17 protein-coding genes are annotated in these 19,784 nt (G+C 34.8%); 10 read left to right on the top strand and 7 right to left on the bottom strand.

Annotated elements, in window-relative coordinates; genetic code table 11:
- Positions 1-2: 2 nt before the first annotated feature.
- Positions 3-311, top strand: coding sequence for a DUF3467 domain-containing protein (locus MPR_RS15815; protein WP_006259586.1), 309 nt, complete (start codon positions 3-5; stop codon positions 309-311).
- A 143-nt stretch (positions 312-454) separates the two neighbouring features.
- On the opposite strand, the gene MPR_RS15810 is transcribed toward MPR_RS15815, so the two are convergent.
- Positions 455-823: a hypothetical protein gene (locus tag MPR_RS15810; protein ID WP_041894218.1), complete on the bottom strand. Its 369-nt coding sequence runs from the start codon at positions 821-823 to the stop codon at positions 455-457.
- Positions 820-1,413: a superoxide dismutase gene (locus MPR_RS15805; protein ID WP_041894214.1), complete on the bottom strand. Its 594-nt coding sequence runs from the start codon at positions 1,411-1,413 to the stop codon at positions 820-822. The genes MPR_RS15810 and MPR_RS15805 overlap by 4 nt, the downstream gene beginning before the upstream one ends.
- A 211-nt stretch (positions 1,414-1,624) precedes the next feature.
- Here MPR_RS15805 and MPR_RS15800 point away from each other — a divergent pair, with 211 nt between their 5' ends.
- The 8 genes from MPR_RS15800 to MPR_RS15765 all read left to right on the top strand — a co-directional run bounded on the left by MPR_RS15800 (position 1,625) and on the right by MPR_RS15765 (position 13,137).
- Positions 1,625-4,873, top strand: coding sequence for a SusC/RagA family TonB-linked outer membrane protein (locus MPR_RS15800; protein WP_041894211.1), 3,249 nt, complete (start codon positions 1,625-1,627; stop codon positions 4,871-4,873).
- A gap of 17 nt (positions 4,874-4,890) precedes the next feature.
- Positions 4,891-6,339, top strand: a complete 1,449-nt coding sequence (locus MPR_RS15795) for a SusD/RagB family nutrient-binding outer membrane lipoprotein (protein ID WP_041894209.1) — start codon at positions 4,891-4,893, stop codon at positions 6,337-6,339.
- A gap of 708 nt (positions 6,340-7,047) precedes the next feature.
- The gene (gene pdhA / locus MPR_RS15790; protein WP_006262102.1) at positions 7,048-8,046 is read left to right on the top strand and encodes a pyruvate dehydrogenase (acetyl-transferring) E1 component subunit alpha; all 999 of its coding nucleotides are present in this window, start codon (positions 7,048-7,050) and stop codon (positions 8,044-8,046) included.
- Positions 8,047-8,056: 10 nt separating this feature from the next.
- Positions 8,057-9,670 (top strand): dihydrolipoyl dehydrogenase family protein, encoded by a 1,614-nt coding sequence (locus MPR_RS15785; RefSeq protein WP_041894206.1) that lies wholly within the window; start codon positions 8,057-8,059, stop codon positions 9,668-9,670.
- A gap of 145 nt (positions 9,671-9,815) precedes the next feature.
- A complete protein-coding gene (locus tag MPR_RS15780) occupies positions 9,816-10,748 on the top strand; it encodes a M20/M25/M40 family metallo-hydrolase (protein WP_041894202.1) in 933 nt (310 codons plus the stop codon).
- Position 10,749: 1 nt separating this feature from the next.
- On the top strand, positions 10,750-11,427 hold the full coding sequence (locus MPR_RS15775; RefSeq protein ID WP_041894200.1) for an SDR family NAD(P)-dependent oxidoreductase: 678 nt from the start codon (positions 10,750-10,752) through the stop codon (positions 11,425-11,427).
- Positions 11,428-11,439: 12 nt separating this feature from the next.
- On the top strand, positions 11,440-12,063 hold the full coding sequence (locus tag MPR_RS15770) for a SprT-like domain-containing protein (RefSeq protein WP_041894197.1): 624 nt from the start codon (positions 11,440-11,442) through the stop codon (positions 12,061-12,063).
- 6 nt (positions 12,064-12,069) lie between these two features.
- Positions 12,070-13,137 carry a mannose-1-phosphate guanylyltransferase gene (locus MPR_RS15765; RefSeq protein ID WP_041894193.1) on the top strand — a complete coding sequence of 356 codons (1,068 nt, stop codon included), beginning with the start codon at positions 12,070-12,072 and terminating at the stop codon, positions 13,135-13,137.
- A 55-nt stretch (positions 13,138-13,192) separates the two neighbouring features.
- Here the strand turns inward: MPR_RS15765 and MPR_RS15760 are convergent, their stop codons facing one another.
- From MPR_RS15760 to MPR_RS15750, 3 genes are all read right to left on the bottom strand, one after another.
- A complete protein-coding gene (locus tag MPR_RS15760) occupies positions 13,193-13,969 on the bottom strand; it encodes an ABC transporter ATP-binding protein (RefSeq protein WP_041894191.1) in 777 nt (258 codons plus the stop codon).
- A 3-nt stretch (positions 13,970-13,972) separates the two neighbouring features.
- Positions 13,973-14,719: an MlaE family ABC transporter permease gene (locus MPR_RS15755; RefSeq protein ID WP_041894188.1), complete on the bottom strand. Its 747-nt coding sequence runs from the start codon at positions 14,717-14,719 to the stop codon at positions 13,973-13,975.
- 68 nt (positions 14,720-14,787) lie between these two features.
- On the bottom strand, positions 14,788-15,642 hold the full coding sequence (locus tag MPR_RS15750) for a glycosyltransferase family 2 protein (protein WP_041894186.1): 855 nt from the start codon (positions 15,640-15,642) through the stop codon (positions 14,788-14,790).
- A 136-nt stretch (positions 15,643-15,778) separates the two neighbouring features.
- Between MPR_RS15750 and MPR_RS15745 the strand changes: the two genes are divergently transcribed.
- Positions 15,779-17,245, top strand: a complete 1,467-nt coding sequence (locus tag MPR_RS15745; protein ID WP_041894182.1) for a lipopolysaccharide biosynthesis protein — start codon at positions 15,779-15,781, stop codon at positions 17,243-17,245.
- 77 nt (positions 17,246-17,322) lie between these two features.
- Here MPR_RS15745 and MPR_RS15740 read toward each other — a convergent pair whose 3' ends face one another.
- Positions 17,323-18,234 (bottom strand): DMT family transporter, encoded by a 912-nt coding sequence (locus tag MPR_RS15740; RefSeq protein ID WP_006259569.1) that lies wholly within the window; start codon positions 18,232-18,234, stop codon positions 17,323-17,325.
- A gap of 295 nt (positions 18,235-18,529) precedes the next feature.
- Positions 18,530-19,735 carry an MFS transporter gene (locus MPR_RS15735; protein WP_041894178.1) on the bottom strand — a complete coding sequence of 402 codons (1,206 nt, stop codon included), beginning with the start codon at positions 19,733-19,735 and terminating at the stop codon, positions 18,530-18,532.
- Between the last annotated feature and the right edge of the window lie 49 nt (positions 19,736-19,784).

The raw sequence follows: 19,784 nt of genomic DNA, 5'->3' as shown, positions 1-19,784 counted from the left end.
TTATGGAAAAAGAACAAGATCAATTTAGCCTTGAATTAGACGAGGCAACAGCAGAAGGAGTGTATTCTAATTTAGCGATTATTAATCATTCTAATACTGAATTTGTGGTTGATTTTGTTACCATAATGCCTGGAATGCCAAAAGGTAAAGTAAAGTCTAGAATTATTTTGACGCCTCAACACGCAAAAAGATTAATGACTGCTTTACAAGAGAATATCCAACGCTATGAAGGTAGTAATGGAAGTATAGTTGATGTTGAAGCTACTGGCGAATTGTCAGCTATAAAGTTTGGTACTAAAGGAGAAGCATAAATCCGATAGAATAGTTGATTTAAGATCAACAAAATGAAAAAGGTCTACATTTAATGTAGACCTTTTTTGTTTAAAAAGAGTTTTTTATTCTTATCATTTTAGAATTATGGCTTTACTAATTAATGGAATAATCTCTTTTAGTTTTAAATATTGTTAAGTTTCAGTTTGAAGTTAGCTAGTGTAATTGACATTTCATGATCTTTGTTTATAAGCTCTTTGACATTGTCAATATAGCTGTTAAGCTTAGAGACTAGTTTTTTATACTTATCAGTCTCTTGCTCTTTCCTATATAAGGTGACTAACTTAATAGATATATCTATGTATTGTAGATAGAGTTTAGGGCCTGTTTTTAGATATGCTTTATAAGAAGCACATAATACCTCTAATCGACTTATGGCCTCGATATAATAGTTAATAGCTAAATCGTTATTCCCTTTTTGGAGCTGCTCGTTGGCGAGTTCTTGCTTTAGTTGGCAGCTTTTCTCTATGTGCATAATACATTCTATACTCATTTTGCTAAATTTTTATTGACAAATTCCCAGTTGATTGCATTCCAAAATAATTGGATAAAGCTCGGTCTTGCATTTCTATGGTCTATATAATACGCATGTTCCCATACATCTATAGTTAGTAATGGTGTATTTCCATAAACTAAAGGCGTATCAGCATCTTTTAGACTCATAAGTTCCAACTTATTTTCTGGAGTTAGTACTAACCATACCCATCCACTTCCAAATAATTTAGTCGCTTTGTCAATGAATTGAGTTTTTAGCTCTTCTAGTGATCCGAAGTATTTTCCTATCATATCTAGTAGCTCATCATTAGGCTGTCCACCTTGGTTTGGAGTGATAGACTTCCAAAAAAAAGAATGATTATAATGTTGAGCAGCATTGTTAAATATAGCAACTTCTCCTTCTGCTTGAGTGCCTGTGATAATGTTCTCTAAACATTCATCTTCCCATTTTGTGTTTGTTATTAAATGGTTAAGGTTGTTTACATACGTTTGATGATGTTTTCCATAGTGATAATCGAATCCTTCAGTAGATATAAAAGAATTGAAAGAATTTTTATCATATGGTAAATCAGGAAGTTTGAATTTCATTACTTATAGTTTTGTTTTTATTAGACATGGCTAAATTAATAATTTAGATTAGACTAAAAAATAATTTAGATATTTTTTTGTTTACAATTATATAACAATGATTAACTGTTTGGTAATCGTTAAACGTTGTGCCTACTAATGGCATTTCATTCTTTTGTGACTGTATTAAGTGAGGTATTTAGTACAACCAACAACAACACAATTTTAAGTAATGAAAAAAGTTAGACGTAATTGTCATCAAATTTGTTTGATTATAGGAAGTGTTTTATTGCTACAATCAAATTCATTATTCGCTACTAATGTTTCAATAGATGCATTAGATAGTATGACTACTAAATCTTCTTCAGAGCAAAGTAGTGGCTCAATCGTAAAGGGAAAAGTAATTGATAACCTTGGGTTGACTTTACCTGGTGCAGTGGTTCAGTTATCTGGATCTAAGCATATCACATCGACTGATCTCGATGGTAACTTCACATTAGCTGTGCCTGATACTTTCTTAAAAGGTGAGATCATCATTTCTTTTATGGGATTTGAAGAGAAGAAAATGATTGTTAGTAAAGGTGATTTTGTGAATGTGACCTTAGTTGAGTCAAGTAGTATGCTTAATGAAGTTGTAGTAACAGCCTTAGGAATTAAGAGAGAAGAGAAGCAATTAGGATTTTCTCAACAGACTTTGAACAGTGAACAACTTGATAATACTCGTTCTAATACTTGGTCAGATGCATTGAAAGGAAAAGTGGCTGGTATGACTATGACCTCTGCTAGTTCTGGTCCAATGAATTCAACACAAATTAAGTTGCGTGGTGATCGATCATTAAATGCTGATGCTAATGGGGCATTAGTGGTAGTAGATGGTGTGATCGTTAATAGTACTTTATGGAGTAGTGGTGCTGGAGATTCTTATATAGGTACTGATGCTCCTGTAGATTACGGTAATGGTATAGCTGATATAAATCCTGATGACATCGAAAGTATCTCTGTGCTTAAAGGACCTGGTGCAGCTGCATTATATGGTTCTAGAGCTAGTAACGGAGTATTAATGATTACCACTAAGTCTGGTAAAAAAGACAAAGGATTAGGTATATCATTTAATTCTAATGTTAGTTTTGATGTGATTCAGAGATGGCCAAAATATCAATACGAATATGGTCAAGGTAGTGGAAATAGCTTTGACAAGGAAGGGAATCCTTATTACTCTTACGGTTTATCAGATGATGGTGCGAATACGGGAAGTACGAGTAGTGCATTCGGACCTAAGTTTGAAGGACAATATTACTATCAGTACGATCCTACAACAGAGACTCAAGGCGCAGAAAGAACCTTGTGGAGACCATATAAGAATAATATAAAAGACTTCTGGCGTACTGGTATTACTACTACTAACACTTTAGGTCTATCAGGAGGAAGTGATAAAGGGGATATTAGAACAACGATAACGCACTCTAAGAATGAGTGGATCATGCCTAACACGGGCTTTGATAGAACTACATTGTCTACTAAGGCGAAGTATAATATCTCTGATGCAGTTACTTTAAATGCTAATGTTAGTTATACGAACAGAAAGAGTGACAACCTACCAGGTACAGGATATGGTAACCATACGATAGGATATTTTATGATCTTTCAGAATCCTAATGTTGACTTAGAATGGTATAGACCTATCTGGAAAAAAGATTATAATCAGACACAACAAATACATCCGTTTAGCTCATATATAGAGAATCCTTATCTAATCGCTTATGAGACGACTAATCCAGTAAATACAAACACTATAACAGGAAGCCTATCGACTGATATTACTCTTGCACCTAAATTAAAATTAATGTTGCGTGCTGCGTTGAACTCTCGTAATGATAAACGTGAACAACGTAGACCTTATAGTACCACTAAGTTTGGTAAAGGATACTTTAGAACACAACAGATAAACTTCCAAGAGATCAATACTGATGTGTTATTAACTTATACAGATAATGACTCAGATATATTTACCTATAGTGGATCTATAGGAGGAAATATGCTTGATTCTAAATATCACAGTGTGACATCTTATGTAGACGGACTAGTTACGCCTGGTGTATATATGTTAGCGAATGGTATCAATAATCCTATCACTAATGTTCTAGATGACGACTATAAAGTGAACTCTGTCTATGGAATGGCTTCATTTGGGTATAAGAATATGGTATTCTTAGATGGAACTATTCGAAATGACTGGTCGAGTACATTGCCTAAAATGAACTGGTCATTTTTATATTCTTCATTAAATGCAAGTTTTGTGTTGAATGATATTTTTAGAATGCCTGCGAGTATTGATTACTCTAAATTGAGAGTGTCTGTAGCAAAAGTAGGTAATGGTACTAAACCATATCAAACGTTGAAATATTATTCTAATAGTGCTTTTGCGAGCTCTGCTACGTCTGCTACGACTTTACATAATGGTGAATTAAAACCAGAAGGGACTAATTCGTTTGAGATCGGATATGAGCACAAAATGTTTGGCAATAGATTAGGTCTTGATGTGACAGTCTATGAAACCAATACAAAAAATCAAATTATTACCGTACCATTAAATTATGTGACAGGATATAATAAGGCTGTAATTAATGGAGGAGATGTACGCAATAGAGGTATTGAACTAATGTTAAGTGGTACACCTATTAAGACAAAAGATTTCTCTTGGAATACCTCAGTGAACTGGGCTAAAAACAAGAATAAAATCTTAAGCCTAGCAGAAGAGTTCGAAGGAGGAGATCAGCAAGTATTAGCTACATCTGGTACAGCATCTATTATAGCTAAAGTAGGAGGAACCACAGGAGACTTATATGGATATAAATTTGTGAGAGATGATCAAGGGCAAATAGTATATACTGATAAAGGACTTCCTGAACAATCTAAAGAAATAGAATATATCGGTAGTGCTTATGCAGACTGGACGATGGGATGGACTAATACGTTTAAGTATAAAGGATTTAAGTTTAGCTTTACGATAGATGGGCAGTACGGAGGTAATGTGTACTCACAGTCCCATCATAAGATGAGTGAACAGGGGAAACTAGAACACACTTTATACGGTAGAGAACAAGGATATATCATCGGAGATGGAGTAGTGAGAAATGGAGATGGTACATTCTCTCCTAATACGACTAAGGTAGACCCAGCAAGTTACTATAAAGAGTACTATAGAAGAGCTAATCTAGAGTCTAATACATTCGATGCTTCTTACATCAAATTGAGAGAAGTAAGTTTTGAATACAATTTCTCTAAGCAGATACTAAATAAGTTACGCTTGAAGAAACTAAGTGTGTCTGTATATGGGCGTAACCTAGCGATGTTGTCTAACTTCCCATTATTTGATCCAGAGACAGCAGCGTTAAATGGAGGTTCTATGATGCCAGGAGTAGAGATGGGGCAGATGCCATCAGCAGCTACTTATGGTTTTAGTATTAAACTAGATATCTAATATTAAGAAAACGACAGATGAAAATCAAAAATATATTTTTAGGATTATCAGCAACAGTATTGCTGACTGTGAGTTGTACTTCTGATTTTGAAGAGAAGAATATTGATCCTAACCGTTTACAACAGATTAGCCCAGCAACGTTATTAAATCCTATCATCTATGAGATGACTAGTCATAATATGTATCGCAGTTGGTCTCATAATAATCATTTAATGCAAGATATCGTGGTTTATCCTAGTGATGTACCAGGTATGCAACGATATGATTTAAGTGATGATGTAGGAGCGTCATCGTGGAATGCTTATTACAGATGGTTAAAGAATGCTCGAGATATGGAGTATGAGGCTGTGAAGGTTGCAGATCCTAATTATGAAGCGATGGCTTTAACTCTAAAAGCGTGGATCACTTCTAACTTAACTGATTTATTCGGAGATGTACCTTATTTTGAAGCGTCTAAGGGAGAAGAGAAGATTCTATATCCTGCATTTGATTCACAAGAGAAGATCTATGATAGTCTTTTAGCAGATCTAGAGAGAGCGAATAGCTTATATGATTTAAATAGGAAATTATTATATAATCCTGATATTTTATATATAGACTCAAAAACATATTGGGATGACTGGCAAAAGTTTACGAATAGTTTGCATTTGCGTTTATTGTTGAGAATATCAAATAAAGAAAATAAAAATGCATATCAACGTATGCTGACGATACTTAACGATCCAGATAAGTATCCTATTATTAATGATGTGAAGTCACAGGCTAACCTAAAGATAACAGGGGTAACACCTAATATCTCTCCATGGAGTCGTATTCAAGATTTTACATTAAGTCGTAAGATGGCTTCTTTTTTTATTGATAATTTAAATGATTTTAACGACCCGAGACTTCCATTATATGCAACTGAAGCCTACAGAGTAGAAGGAAAGAAGAAAATATATATAGGGTATAAAGGAATACCTAGTGCCTTTGATGGTTCAGATTCACAGTTTGATTACGAAGCATCTACATTGAATAATGTTATGGCGGCTAATCCTACAGAAGCACCTATACTAACGTATGCTGAAGTATTATTTATAAAGGCGGAGTTAGCTCAGAAGGGATACTTATCAGATGCTAAGAGCTATTATGAGCAGGCGGTGAAAGAGGCTATTACATCTAAGGGATTAGAGATGCCAACTAATTATTTTACTTTAGAAAGTACTAGGTATAATGGTACATTAGAGCGTATTATGTTACAGAAATATTATGCATTGTATATGAACGATTATCAACAGTGGTTCGAATACAAGCGTACAGGATACCCTAAACTACCTAAGACGGAGTCAATGCTAAACGATGGGAATATGCCTAATAGATTCCCATACCCGATCAATATACGTACTCAGAACAAAGGTAATTATGAGAAAAAAGTAGCAGAGATGGGAGGAGATAATATTAACTATAAGATGTGGTGGCAAAATTAGTTTTGTGTAACACTACTGTGTTTATTCACTATTATAGACTATTAAGTTAGAGAGTGTTTATAGTGTATTATATATTTTATAATGTAGAAGAGAGTCTGTGAGAACAGGCTCTCTCCTTTTTTATGTATTTCATGTAAACTTAGTGTGAATTGATATTAAAATGACGCGAGTTGAGTCCGTAGTGAGTCCGTTATGAGTCCGTAGTGAGTCCGTTAAAACAAGGATAAAAACGGACTTAGTATGTAGGTAAGATGGAAGTACGATTAACTGATCTGAAATAAGAAACGATGGATGGTTAGCTATTACTTAATGTATATCATATCACAATTAGGAATAAGATGGTATAAATTAGCTATTGTAGGGCTTTTTAGATGATTTCGTAGGCTACTTATTCCTTATTGGATAGATGGCATAATTTATGTGCCTTTAAATGAGGTTGGTATTATCAATATTAAGGATGTTATAATAAAATTAAAAAAGTAAAAGAGGGATTTTTAGGTTTAAGTTTTAAAAAATAGAAATGTAAGTAAACGATCTAATTATAAGGTATTGTTAAATTAATTGTCTAAAATATTATCAAATCTAAAATACTTCAAATAAATTTTTCAGTCTAGTGTAGATATATTATTTTTGCTTCTCCACAGTAGTGTGGTTAAACGAGAAAGTCTGTATTTTAAACGGGAGACCGTTTATGAAAAGTAAAGTCATATGAGAGAAATTACAAAAGAAGTTTATCTAAAGTGGTATGAAGACATGCTATTTTGGAGAAAGTTTGAAGATAAGCTTGCTGCTTTATATATTCAACAAAAAGTGAGAGGATTCTTGCATTTATATAATGGGCAGGAAGCAGTATTGGCTGGAGCTTTACATGCAATGGACATGTCTAAAGACAAGATGATTACAGCATATAGAAATCACGTTCAGCCAATCGGATTAGGAGTAGATCCTAAGAGAATTATGGCTGAGTTATTAGGAAAAGGTACTGGTACATCACAAGGATTAGGTGGATCTATGCACATCTTTTCTAAAGAGCACCGTTTCTATGGTGGTCATGGTATCGTAGGGGGACAAATTCCTCTAGGAGCAGGATTAGCATTCGCTGATAAATATTTCGATAGACAAGCTGTTACAATGTGTTACTTCGGTGACGGAGCTGCTCGTCAAGGGTCTTTACATGAGACATTTAATATGGCTATGAACTGGAAATTGCCAGTAGTATTCATCATTGAGAACAATGGATATGCTATGGGTACTTCAGTAGAGCGTACTGCTAACCATACTGATATTTGGAAATTAGGTTTAGGATACGAAATGCCTAGTGGACCAGTAGATGGTATGAACCCTGTAAAAGTAGCAGAAGCTATGTACGAGGCTATCGAAAGAGCTCGTCGTGGAGATGGACCTACTTTATTAGAAATGAAAACGTATAGATATAGAGGTCACTCTATGTCAGATGCTCAACACTACCGTACAAAAGAGGAAGTAGAAGAGTACAAAAAAATAGACCCAATTACACAAGTATTAGATGTAATTAGAGAAAAAGGATATGCTACTGAAGCTGAGATCGAAGCAATGGATCAAAGAGTAAAAGATTACGTGGCAGAGTGTGAGAAATTCGCTGAAGAGTCTCCATTCCCAGAGAAAAACGTAATGTATGACGTAGTATACGAACAAGAGAATTACCCTTTTATCCCTCACAGATTATAATAAAAAGAACATGGCAGAAGTAATTACAATGCCACGCTTAAGCGACACGATGACAGAAGGTGTTGTTGCAGCATGGTTAAAAAAAGTTGGAGATAAGATTTCTGAAGGAGATATCCTTGCAGAAATTGAAACAGACAAAGCAACAATGGAGTTTGAATCATTTAATTCAGGTACATTGTTATATATTGGATTACAAGAAGGTGAATCTGCTCCTGTAGATTCGTTACTTGCTATTATAGGAAATGAAGGTGAAGATATTTCTGCTTTAATCAGTGGTGCGGGTAATGCTGCTCCTGCTGCTGAGGCTGCTGCTCCTGTAGCAGAAGCTAAAGTTGAAACACCAGCTCCTGCTGCGGCTGCTATGCCTGCTGGAGTTAAAATCATTACTATGCCTCGTCTTAGTGATACTATGACTGATGGTACAGTAGCTACTTGGATTAAAAAAGTAGGTGATAAGGTTCAGGAAGGTGATATCCTTGCAGAAATCGAAACTGATAAAGCTACTATGGAGTTCGAAGCTTTTGAGGCTGGAACTTTATTATATGTTGGTATTAACGAAGGTGAGTCTGCTCCTGTTGATAGCGTATTAGCGATCTTAGGACCAGAAGGAACTGACGTATCAGCTGTAGTTGCATCTGCTCAAAATGGTGGTACTTTCGCTGCTGAGGCTCCTGCTACGGAGGCTCCTAAAGCTGAAGAACCAAAAACTGTAAACGTGGAGGCTGCTACTTCTACTAATGGGAGAGTATTCATTTCTCCATTGGCTAAGAAAATTGCTGAAGATAAAGGAATAAATATTACTGAGGTGAAAGGTTCAGGTGAGAATGGACGTATCATCAAACGCGATATTGAAAACTATACACCTGCTGCTAAAACTGCTGCTCCTGAAGCTGCAGCTACTGCTGCTGTACCTGCTGTTAAGGCATTCGTACCAGCTGGAGAAGTAAGTGTAGAGGAAGTGAAAAACTCACAAATGCGTAAAACTATTGCTCGTCGTTTAGCTGAGTCTAAGTTTACTGCTCCTCATTACTATTTAACTATCGAGTTAGATATGGATAATGCTATTGAGTCTCGTAAGATTATCAATAACTTACCTGATACGAAAGTGTCGTTTAACGATATGGTAGTGAAAGCATGTGCTATGGCACTTCGCAAACACCCTCAGGTGAATACGCAATGGACTGATAATGTAACTATCTATAACAACCACATCAATATCGGTGTAGCTGTAGCTGTAGAGGATGGATTAGTAGTACCAGTATTACCATTCACTGATCAAATGTCATTAACTCATATCGGTGGTAAAGTAAAAGAATTAGCTGGTAAAGCTAAAACTAAAAAACTTACTCCTGCTGAGATGGATGGAAGTACATTCACTGTGTCTAACTTAGGTATGTTTGGTATTCAGTCATTTACTTCTATTATTAACCAACCAAACTCTGCAATTCTATCAGTAGGTGCTATTATAGAAAAACCAGTAGTGAAGAATGGTCAAATCGTAGTAGGTAATACAATGACAGTAACTCTAGCATGTGACCACAGAACTGTGGACGGTGCTACAGGTGCTCAGTTCTTACAAACATTTAAAGATTATGTAGAGAACCCAGTGACTATGTTGGCGTAATCTAAATAATAATATACTTAAGCCCTTATTCTTTTGAATAAGGGCTTTTTTATTGGTGATAATTTATTGTGTATGCTTGATATACGGTAGAATTTATTTTCTATAGTTGATTACCTTTTTGTATTTTTGATAAAAATATTTATAAATGAGAATTTTAAGCCTATTGGCAGCAGTCTTATTAGTTGGATGTGCTACTACTAAGACACCATCTGTTGTTAAAGCTAATGCTGAACAAAAGAATATTAAAGAAACATTATATTATTTAGCTTCTGATGAGTTACTAGGTAGAGATACTGGTACAGAAGGAGGTAAGATGGCTGGTGAGTACTTAGCTAAACGATTAGAAGAGTACAAGATTAAGCCTTACTATAGTTCTTATAACGATACGTTACAGAATGTAGCAGATGCTTGGAATATCGTAGGAGTTATACCAGGTAGTGATGAGACTTTAAAAAATGAAGTAGTGGTATTAGGTGCTCATTACGATCATATCGGAATAGAAAAGCCTGTGGATGGAGATTCTATTGCAAATGGAGCGAATGACAATGCTGCTGGTACAGCTATCCTGTTAGAGTTAGCACGTAACTTGAAGTTGCAGAATAATAAACGTACAGTACTTGTGGCGTTCTTCACTGGAGAAGAGAAAGGACTATGGGGGTCTAAGCATCTAGCAGAGCGCCTTAAAGCAGAGAATGTGAATGTAGTGTCTATGCTTAATTTTGAGATGTTAGGGCTACCAATGAAGAGAGATTATATGACTTATCTAACAGGGTACGATTTATCTACTATGGCAACTAAGTTAAATGAATTGGCTGGGAAGCCTATTGTAGGTAAGTTAGAAAAGGCTGAGGAGTTTAATTTGTTTAAACGTTCTGATAATTATCCTTTCTACCAAATGTTTAAAGTACCATGTCAAACGTTTAGTTCTTTTGACTTTGAAAATTATGAATATTACCACCATGTAAAGGATGAAGCTCATTTAATGGATTTAAATTTTATGACTTCTTTTACACAGGATATAATACCGGTTGTGAACAAACTTGTTAATTTAGCTCCGGGAGAAATAAGAATGTATTAAGATGAAAAATGTAATTGTTACAGGGACAAGTAGAGGTATTGGACTAGAGTGCGTACAATGGTTGTCAAAATTAGGTCATAATGTATTGGCTGTGTCTAGAAAAATATCAGATAAGCTTATTGATTTAGATAATGTTACTTGTTTAGATGTTGATATAACTAAAGAAGAAGACCTTCAGAAGGTAGTTGCCTTTGTACAGGATAATTGGGAGCATGTAGATATCCTAATTAATAATGCAGGGGCTATTGTGAACAAACCTTTTGAGGAGATTACACAAGAAGATTTTCAGTATGTATACAATGTGAATGTATTCGGTGCTGCTCGTCTAATGCAAGTTACTATACCATTTATGAGAGTGAATAGTCATGTGGTATCTGTAAGTAGTATGGGAGGAGTACAAGGAGTATTAAAGTTCGGAGGATTAGCTGCGTATAGTTCTAGTAAAGGAGCTATCACTATCTTAAGTGAGTTGCTAGCTGAAGAGTATAAGGATAAGGGAATATTCTTTAATGTAGTAGCTTTAGGAGCAGTACAGACTGAGATGTTAGCAGAGGCATTCCCTGGATATCAAGCTCCACTTATGCCAGATGAAATGGCTGAGTATATCGTGAATTTTGCGATACATGGGAATAGATTTTTTAATGGGAAGGTATTGCAAGTGTCTACTACTACCCCTTAAATTAAAATATAATTGATAGAGAAGCTTAAGCCATATATACCAGAACAAGCAGTTGAACCTGTATTTGAATTGATAAAACACTATCATGTGCATCTAAAGATTGTACACGAGAGAGTTACACGTCATGGAGATTATACTCGTAATCACGATGGGAAACATATTATAACGATAAATTCTAATCTGAATCCTTACCGTTTTTTAATGACCTTGATTCACGAGATAGCTCATTTAGTGGCTTATCAAAAGTATAGAGGGGGGATAAAGCCTCATGGAGTAGAGTGGAAAAGTACTTTTCAATTATTAATGTTACCCTTTTTAAGAGAAGAAGTATTTCCTAGTGCATTATTACCTTTGTTAGCAAATCATTTTAGAAACCCTTCTGCTAGTAGTGATACTGATGAGAAGTTATCTATAGCGATGAGAAGGTATGATGTGCAGGATATAAATAATAACAATTGTTTTATATATGAAATCCCTTTAGGGAGTCATTTTAAAACGTATAACGGAAAGATATTTAAGCGTGGCCCTATACGGGTAAAGCGTTTCGAGTGTTTAGAAGTTTCAACGGGCAGAATGTATACTTTTAAAGCAAATGCTGAAGTAGAGTTGTTGACCCATTATGTTGTAAATAGATAAAGATATATGAGTTCAAATTATTACGCTGTGATTATGGCAGGTGGAGTAGGGTCACGTTTTTGGCCTGTGAGTACACCTGAGTTTCCAAAACAGTTTCACGATATGTTAGGATCAGGAGATACCTTGATACAAAAGACTTTTAAACGTCTGTCTCAGGTAGTGCCTAAAGAGAATATTCTAATCTTAACGCATGAAAACTATCGTGAGATAGTAAAGGAGCAATTGCCATCTGTAGAGTTAAATAATATCATATTAGAGCCAGATATGCGTAATACAGCACCATGTATACTATATGCGGCGATGAAGATTAAGAAGATGAATCCTGAGGCAGTAATGGTAGTAGCACCTAGTGATCACTGGATAGAAGATGAGTTACAGTTCGTGTCTAACTTACAACGTACCTTTGATGTATGTGAACGTGATAAGGTCTTGATGACTTTAGGTATCTTACCTACTTTTCCTAATACAGGGTATGGGTATATCGAGTTTAATAAACTAGATTCTCGTCCTATTAAGAAAGTAGTACAGTTTAGAGAGAAGCCTGATTATGTTACAGCACGTAAGTTTGTACAGAGTAGACACTTCTTATGGAACTCAGGGATCTTTATATGGAGTGTAAGCTCTATTTTAGACGCTTTCTCAGAGTTTCAACCAGCTATGACAGAATTGTTTGATCAAGGGTATGATCATCTAAATACAGAAGGTGAGAAAGCTTTTATAGATGCGAATTATTCTAAAGCTGAGAATATTTCTATAGACTATGCTGTGATGGAGAAGGCTAATAATGTATATGTATTACCAGCTACATTTGATTGGAATGATTTAGGTACATGGGGGTCTTTATACGATAAGCTTCCTAAAGATGATAATGACAATGCAGTGGTGAATGCTACAGCTTTCTTTAATAATGCTACAAATAACATTGTTAGAACTGCGAAAGGTAAAGTAGTGGTAGTGGATGGTCTGAATGACTATATCATCGTGGATAAGGATGATATCTTACTATTATACCCTAAGAAGAAGGAACAAGAGATTAAGGTTGTAAGTCAGCAAGTGACTGATAAACTTAAGTAAGAATACAAGAAAAGAAAAAGGAGTAAAACAATCAGTTTTACTCCTTTTTTTATGTTTATTTCTTTTCGTTTCCGATTTGTCTCATGGCTTGGCGTACCATTCTGAATAACTCTGATGAGTAGACAAAGTCAACTACATCTTCATTATCTGTCTGAATGATTTCTTTATGATTACCAGACCATGCTAATACTCCGTTCTTTAAGAACACAATGTGCTCACCGATCTCTAATACAGAGTTCATATCGTGTGTATTGATTACTGTAGTAATGCCATACTCATGAGTGATCTCTTGGATTAGGTTATCTATAACGATAGCCGTCTTAGGGTCAAGCCCTGAGTTAGGTTCATCACAGAATAAGTATTTTGGGTTGTTAACTATCGCTCTAGCAATAGCTACCCTCTTTTGCATACCTCCTGATATTTCAGAAGGTTTCTTTTTATTAGCATTGATAAGATTTACTCTATCGATTACTTCGTTTACTCTATCAGCTATTTCAGCATCAGACTTATTTGTAAACATTCGCAGAGGGAAAGCAATGTTTTCTTCTACTGTCATAGAGTCAAATAAAGCACTTCCTTGGAATACCATTCCTATTTCTGTTCTTAAATCTCTTCGCTCTGTAGAAGTAAGTTCTGTAGATATTCTTCCGTCAAAACTAATAATTCCAGAATCGGGAGTGTGAATACCTAGTAGTGTTTTTAGCATTACTGTCTTACCAGAACCACTTTGTCCGATGATAAGGTTTGTCTTACCTGTTTCAAATGTAGTACTAATACCTTTAAGTACTTGAGTACCATCAAACGATTTTTGTATGTCTTTTACTTCGATCATTTCTTAGTTGCTTAAAAGTAGAGAGGTTAATATATAGTTCGTTAAGATAATAGCTACACTCGTCCATACGAATGAAGTAGTACTTGCTTTACCTACTTCTAGTGCTCCACCTTTCATATAATACCCAAAATACGAAGGTATAGTGGCTAATAAAAAACCGAATATAAAGGTCTTAATAAAAGCATACGTCACGTGGAACGGTGTAAAAGAATCTTGAAGCCCTATGATGAATTGTTCTGAAGTAACAAAATTACCCATAACTCCACCAAACCATCCCCCTACAATACCTAAGAACATACTGATACCAATAACAAAAGGATATAATAATACAGCGATAAGCTTAGGAAATACTAAGTAGTTTAATGAACTAACTCCCATTACTTCTAAAGCATCAATCTGTTCTGTTACACGCATCGTACCAATACTAGAGGTAATAAAAGACCCCATCTTACCCGCCATAATGATAGAGATAAACGTAGGTGCGAACTCTAATATCACAGATTGTCTAGTAGCAAAACCGATAAGATATTTAGGAATAAGTGGGTTGGTTAAGTTTAAAGCAGTTTGGATAGCAACTACACCTCCAACGAAGAATGATAGGAATGCTACAATACCTAAAGAACCAATGATCAAGTCATCTATTTCTTTAAATATAAGTACTCTCATCACCTTCCATTTGGTCATTTTGCTAAACATTTCTTTTAGCATTATAAAGTACTGTCCTATATGTGTTAATCCAGATTTTATCATAAAAATTAAAATATCGGCTAAATTACCAATTACAAATGAGTTTTAAGTTTATTAAAGCAAAAAAGTGATTAGAGCAACTTTGATTTTATCTTATTCCAACGGTATTTACGTATAAAAATGCCTTGCTCTTCAGTGACTAAATACGGTTGTTTTTCTCTTTTTGCTTTGTAGTAGCCACTGATATAATCGATGAATAAGAAAGGTCTTTTCTTTTTCATTGCCAGTTTTAATGCAGCTATACTTGTTATTGTTATTCCATAGTGAAGTCTGAAGAAAGCTTCTCCTTGTTTATACCTAGCCGCTTTATTATACATTGCACCAGTAGGTTTGAGGTGTTTCACTTTTAAAGTATCTATCGTAACGATCTTCCAGTTGTAAAATCTACACAAGAGTTCATCTACTGTATCCCATCCCATAGCAGGTTTAAGTCCTCCTATCTGTTTAAAACAGTCTAGTCGATATGCTTTAAATGCGCCTCTAATATGATCTTTATCTGTAAGGCTTTCGATTACCCATTCCTTGTTTTTCTCTATGTAGGCAAAGCCTCCCACCATACCTATATCTTTGTCTTGCGCAAAAGTACTTGCAATAGTAGCAAAGTAATCACTAGGTAGGATAAGATCAGCATCTAGCTTTACAATGAAGTCGTATTGTTCTAAGGTTTTTATTTGTTCTAAACCATAGTTAAAAGCCTGTACAACTTTACTACCAGGTAGGTGTATAGTTTCAGATGCTTTGTTGACTAGTGTGATATAAGGAAGATGAGCATAGTTATTCATAATGATATTAGCTGTGTCATCTGTGGAATTATCGTTTACAACTATTACATCAGTAGGTAACAATGTTTGAGAAATTATACTATCTAGAGTATGACCGATAAAAGCCGACTCGTTATAAGCAGGCATGATAATTAGGTATTTCATGTAATAGTGTTTGTGCGAATAAGCTTTCTTTTATAAGTCAGTATATTCACATAAGAATTACAAATTTAAAAAAAATAGTAGTTAAGGACTTATTAGCAAGTATATTTGTAATTGATTAACAGATTTACGCATCCTCATGCAAGATAAAATATCTACAAAACAGGCATTTCTTTTTACTCTTATCAATTATATAGGTGTGTTGATAGGAGTGGTGTCTACTGTGTTAATTTATCCTCAGGACAAAGAGCTGTTAGGTATTATCCGTTTTGTAGATGCATGTGCGCAGATTATATTTCCGATTATTGTATTAGGGAGTACACATGCATTGATTAACTTTTACCCCAAACTTAGTGAGCATTTACAAGGCAAACTGTTTAGCTATAGTATGCTCTCTATGATTAAGCTCACGATAGGAGTGGGGGTAGTATTGCTATTAGGATCCTATGTGTATGATGGAGCTGAGCTGAGATATGTGGTTATGGGGTTTGTACTTGCTATTTCAATGGCTTATATAGAGCTATTCAGACGACAAGCAACTAATCTACAACGCCTTTCTTTTCCTACTTTTTTTGAAAAGATTATCCCTAAGATAGCTTTACCAACAGTGTTCTTAATAGTAGTGTATGGTAGCTTTTCGGTAGATAAGGCAGTGTGGTATTATATTGTTTCTTACTATATTATCGCCATAGTAATAGGAACTTATATATATAGACACTTTAAGTTTAATTGGCATTGGAAGTACGACGACTTATTTACTTATGTAGGAAAGAAGGAGTATTATGCATATAGCTTATTCGCCTTTGCAGGAAGCTTTGGATCTTTCTTTGCGTTTAGGGTAGACTCTTTGATGATTCCTTACTTTATCTCTTATGAAGCGAATGGTACGTATAATATTGGAGTGACCTTAGCGTCTACACTCGCTATACCAGCTACAGGAGTATTTGCACTATATGCACCTATTATATCTGATTTAATAAAGAGAGCGGAATTGCGTACACTGAATATGAAATATAAAGAAGTAGCACGTAATCTTTTCTTTATCGGTATGCTTCTTTTTAGCTGTGTTGCCGTAGGTATAGAACCTCTATTTCAGTTGTTGCCTACTTATGATAAGTTAGCCCCTTCATTGCCGATTATCTATTTACTAGGTATTAATGTGGTGATTAATATGTCTACGGGTTTTAATACAGAGATTATTTCTTATTCTAAGTATTACCGTTTTAATTTAGTTTCTATCTTAAGCTTGATGGTTCTTAATGTTGTTTTGAACTATGTATTATTAGCCTATACAGATTTAGGAATATTCGGTGTGGGACTAGCCTCACTATTATCACTAACGTTGTTTAATATAGCTAAGACCTACTACATTTATCAAAAGATGAGGCTATGGCCATTCGATACTAACTTCTTTAAGCTATTGCTATTGATGGTCGCTTTTGTAGTTGTTATTTTTTCTATTCCTAATAGTTCTCACCCTCTATTAGTCTTAGTCTTAAAAGTAGGATTAGTGATTATCTTAAACTTCATTGTTTTATTAAAGACAAATTGGGTTATAGGAATAAAGTCAATGTTAGATAAGTTGCTTCGCAAATTAGGTTTATAACCTATATAAAAACAACAACGCGATATACCTTACAGGGATATACCGCGTTGCTTATAAAAAATGGATATTCTCGTTGTTTAATTTTCAGGAATAACTTTCTTCTTGATTTTAGTCAATAGGAATATCGTTGTTATAATACAAAGACTTCCTATATAGTCCATCAATTCAAAGTTTACCCCAAAATATACTACAGCTATTAAAGTAGCAGATAGAGGTTCAGCACAAGCTAATAAACTAGCTCTTTGTGGTCCAATATTCTTTATCGCCATTAAGAAGATATAGAACGGTATCAATGTACCTAAGAAGATAATGAATAATACTGCTAAATATGTATCTGTATCCCATATACCTTCTAGCTTATGGGGAGGGTGTATAATACTCATCGCTATACCTGCGATAAGCATGCTCCAACCTATGATAGCGATAGGGCTATATCTATTCAGTAAATGTACAGGCATCAGTGTATATACGGCTAGTGCTATAGCAGAAGCTATACCCCATATTAAGGCTGTAGGAGTGATATTCAGTGTATTAATATCTCCATGTGTTACCAATAAGAATGTACCTAACATTGCCATTCCTATAGCTAAGAATTCAATAGGCTTAGGCCATTTGCGCAATCTTAATGCTAGATAGATAGCGATGAACACAGGGCCAGTGTATTGTATTACTGTTGCTGTTGCCGCATTAGAGTGAAGTATCGTCACAAAGTAAGTGTACTGCACTGTCAGCATTCCTAGTATACTGAAAAGAATCAATTGGACAGCATCTTTCTTGTCCTTCCAGATATTTACGACATCAGGATTCTTTCTGACTATCCCAAATAATAACATTAATACTCCTGAGATAAGAAGACGAACGGTAACTAACCATTCTGCGTTAAACTCTTTTTCTCTAAAAAGGAACTGAGCAAAAGCCCCAGATACTCCCCATAACATCGCTGCAAAGATTGCGGATGCAAAGCCTAAAAACTTATTGTTTAATTGCATTTTTAAAAACGTACCTCTAAGTACATTATTAGTTGAATATATTGTGATAAAAAGGATTCTTTTTACCTAAAGACTAATGCAAAATTACTGATAAATATGACTGTAAAACAGTAAAAAATACTACAGTATACGAATTGTCTACTCTGTATAAAATAGCTGGTTTTAAGAGATGTTTAGTAAGTATTTATCGCGATGTGATGCATATTCGATAAGTTATTTTTAGTTTTATAATTACAGCGATGTTCTATTTTATCCTGTATTGTATAGAAATATGTAAAGCTTAGTTATTTTTCTTCTAGTTTATTGTTTTTTCTTTATTGTATAGTTTGATTATATAAAGTATAGCTAGTAGTAATGCTACAGCTGTAATGAGGTATCTTATTCCTAATGCAGTGGGAGTGGTAATAGCTCCTGTAGACGAGATTATTAATGTGACAAAAGAGGTAAGTACATACACCAATCCGCCCATTAGACCACCTGCTGTACCTGCATTATTAGGGAATTGTAACATGGTCGTGGTAAAGAAATTATTAAATAGTGTACCAGAACAGATATGTATAAGAAATAGAAAACCAATTAATAAAGGTAAATTCTCTATCCATATTGTAGTAATTAATAGAACTGCAATAAGAGATAGTTGAACTAATGAAGGCTTAAGAGCTTTAGGCTTTAAGTCTAAGTGCATTCTTTTCTTTCCTATTATACCTCCAAGCATCCATGAGAATCCAAGTACTAATGTACAGTAACCAATAACTACAGAACCATAGTTAAATGTGTTTTCAATTAGAAAAGGCCCTGCTATATTAAAGATCATTACGATAGAGTAGCTAAGTCCTAGTATTAGCGTACCAATCATAAATCTCTTTTCACTTAGCATCATTTTATATAAGCTTAATGTGTCTGATAAGTTAAACTTCTTCTTTTCAGGAATACTCTCCCCACTGATACACAGGTCTAAGATTAATAAAACCCCTGAATAGATAGCTAAGAAATAGAAGTTGGCATGCCAGTTAAATAGCTTCTCTAAGTATCCACCTAAGAAAGGCGCTAATATAGGACCACATGACCATACGATCGTAAAGTAGCTTAAGTAATACTGTCTCTTCGTTTCATCATAGATGTCTATAAAGATAGCACGCGTAGCAACTACTAGTGTAGAGATAGCCATCCCTTGTATAATCCTCATAATACAGATGTAGAAGACGCTATCCATCTGTGTGATACTAAGATTGGTAATGATTAATATCAGTAACGCGACTAAACGCGGTTTGTATCTTCCTATGTTGTCTAAAAGGCTACCTACGAATATCTGTGATATACCATAGCTTAATAGATAGCAGGTAAGGGTAAGCTGTATGTCTTGTTCTGATACAGCTAGTCCTTTAGCCATAGAAGGGAATGACGGTAAATATATATCGGTCACAAAACCAGAAAGGGGTATAGAACAAAAGGCAAGTATTGTGGCTAGCTTTTTTCTTTGTTCACTTGCTTCTCTTAGCATATATTATAATTGTTGTTTGAGGAGCAAAATTAAGTAGGCAATCATTATC

This window comes from Myroides profundi (assembly GCF_000833025.1).
Taxonomy (GTDB): Bacteria; Bacteroidota; Bacteroidia; order Flavobacteriales; family Flavobacteriaceae; genus Flavobacterium; species Flavobacterium profundi_A.
Note: the sequence above shows the minus strand (reverse complement) of the source record. Positions and strands in the feature narration are given on the sequence as shown.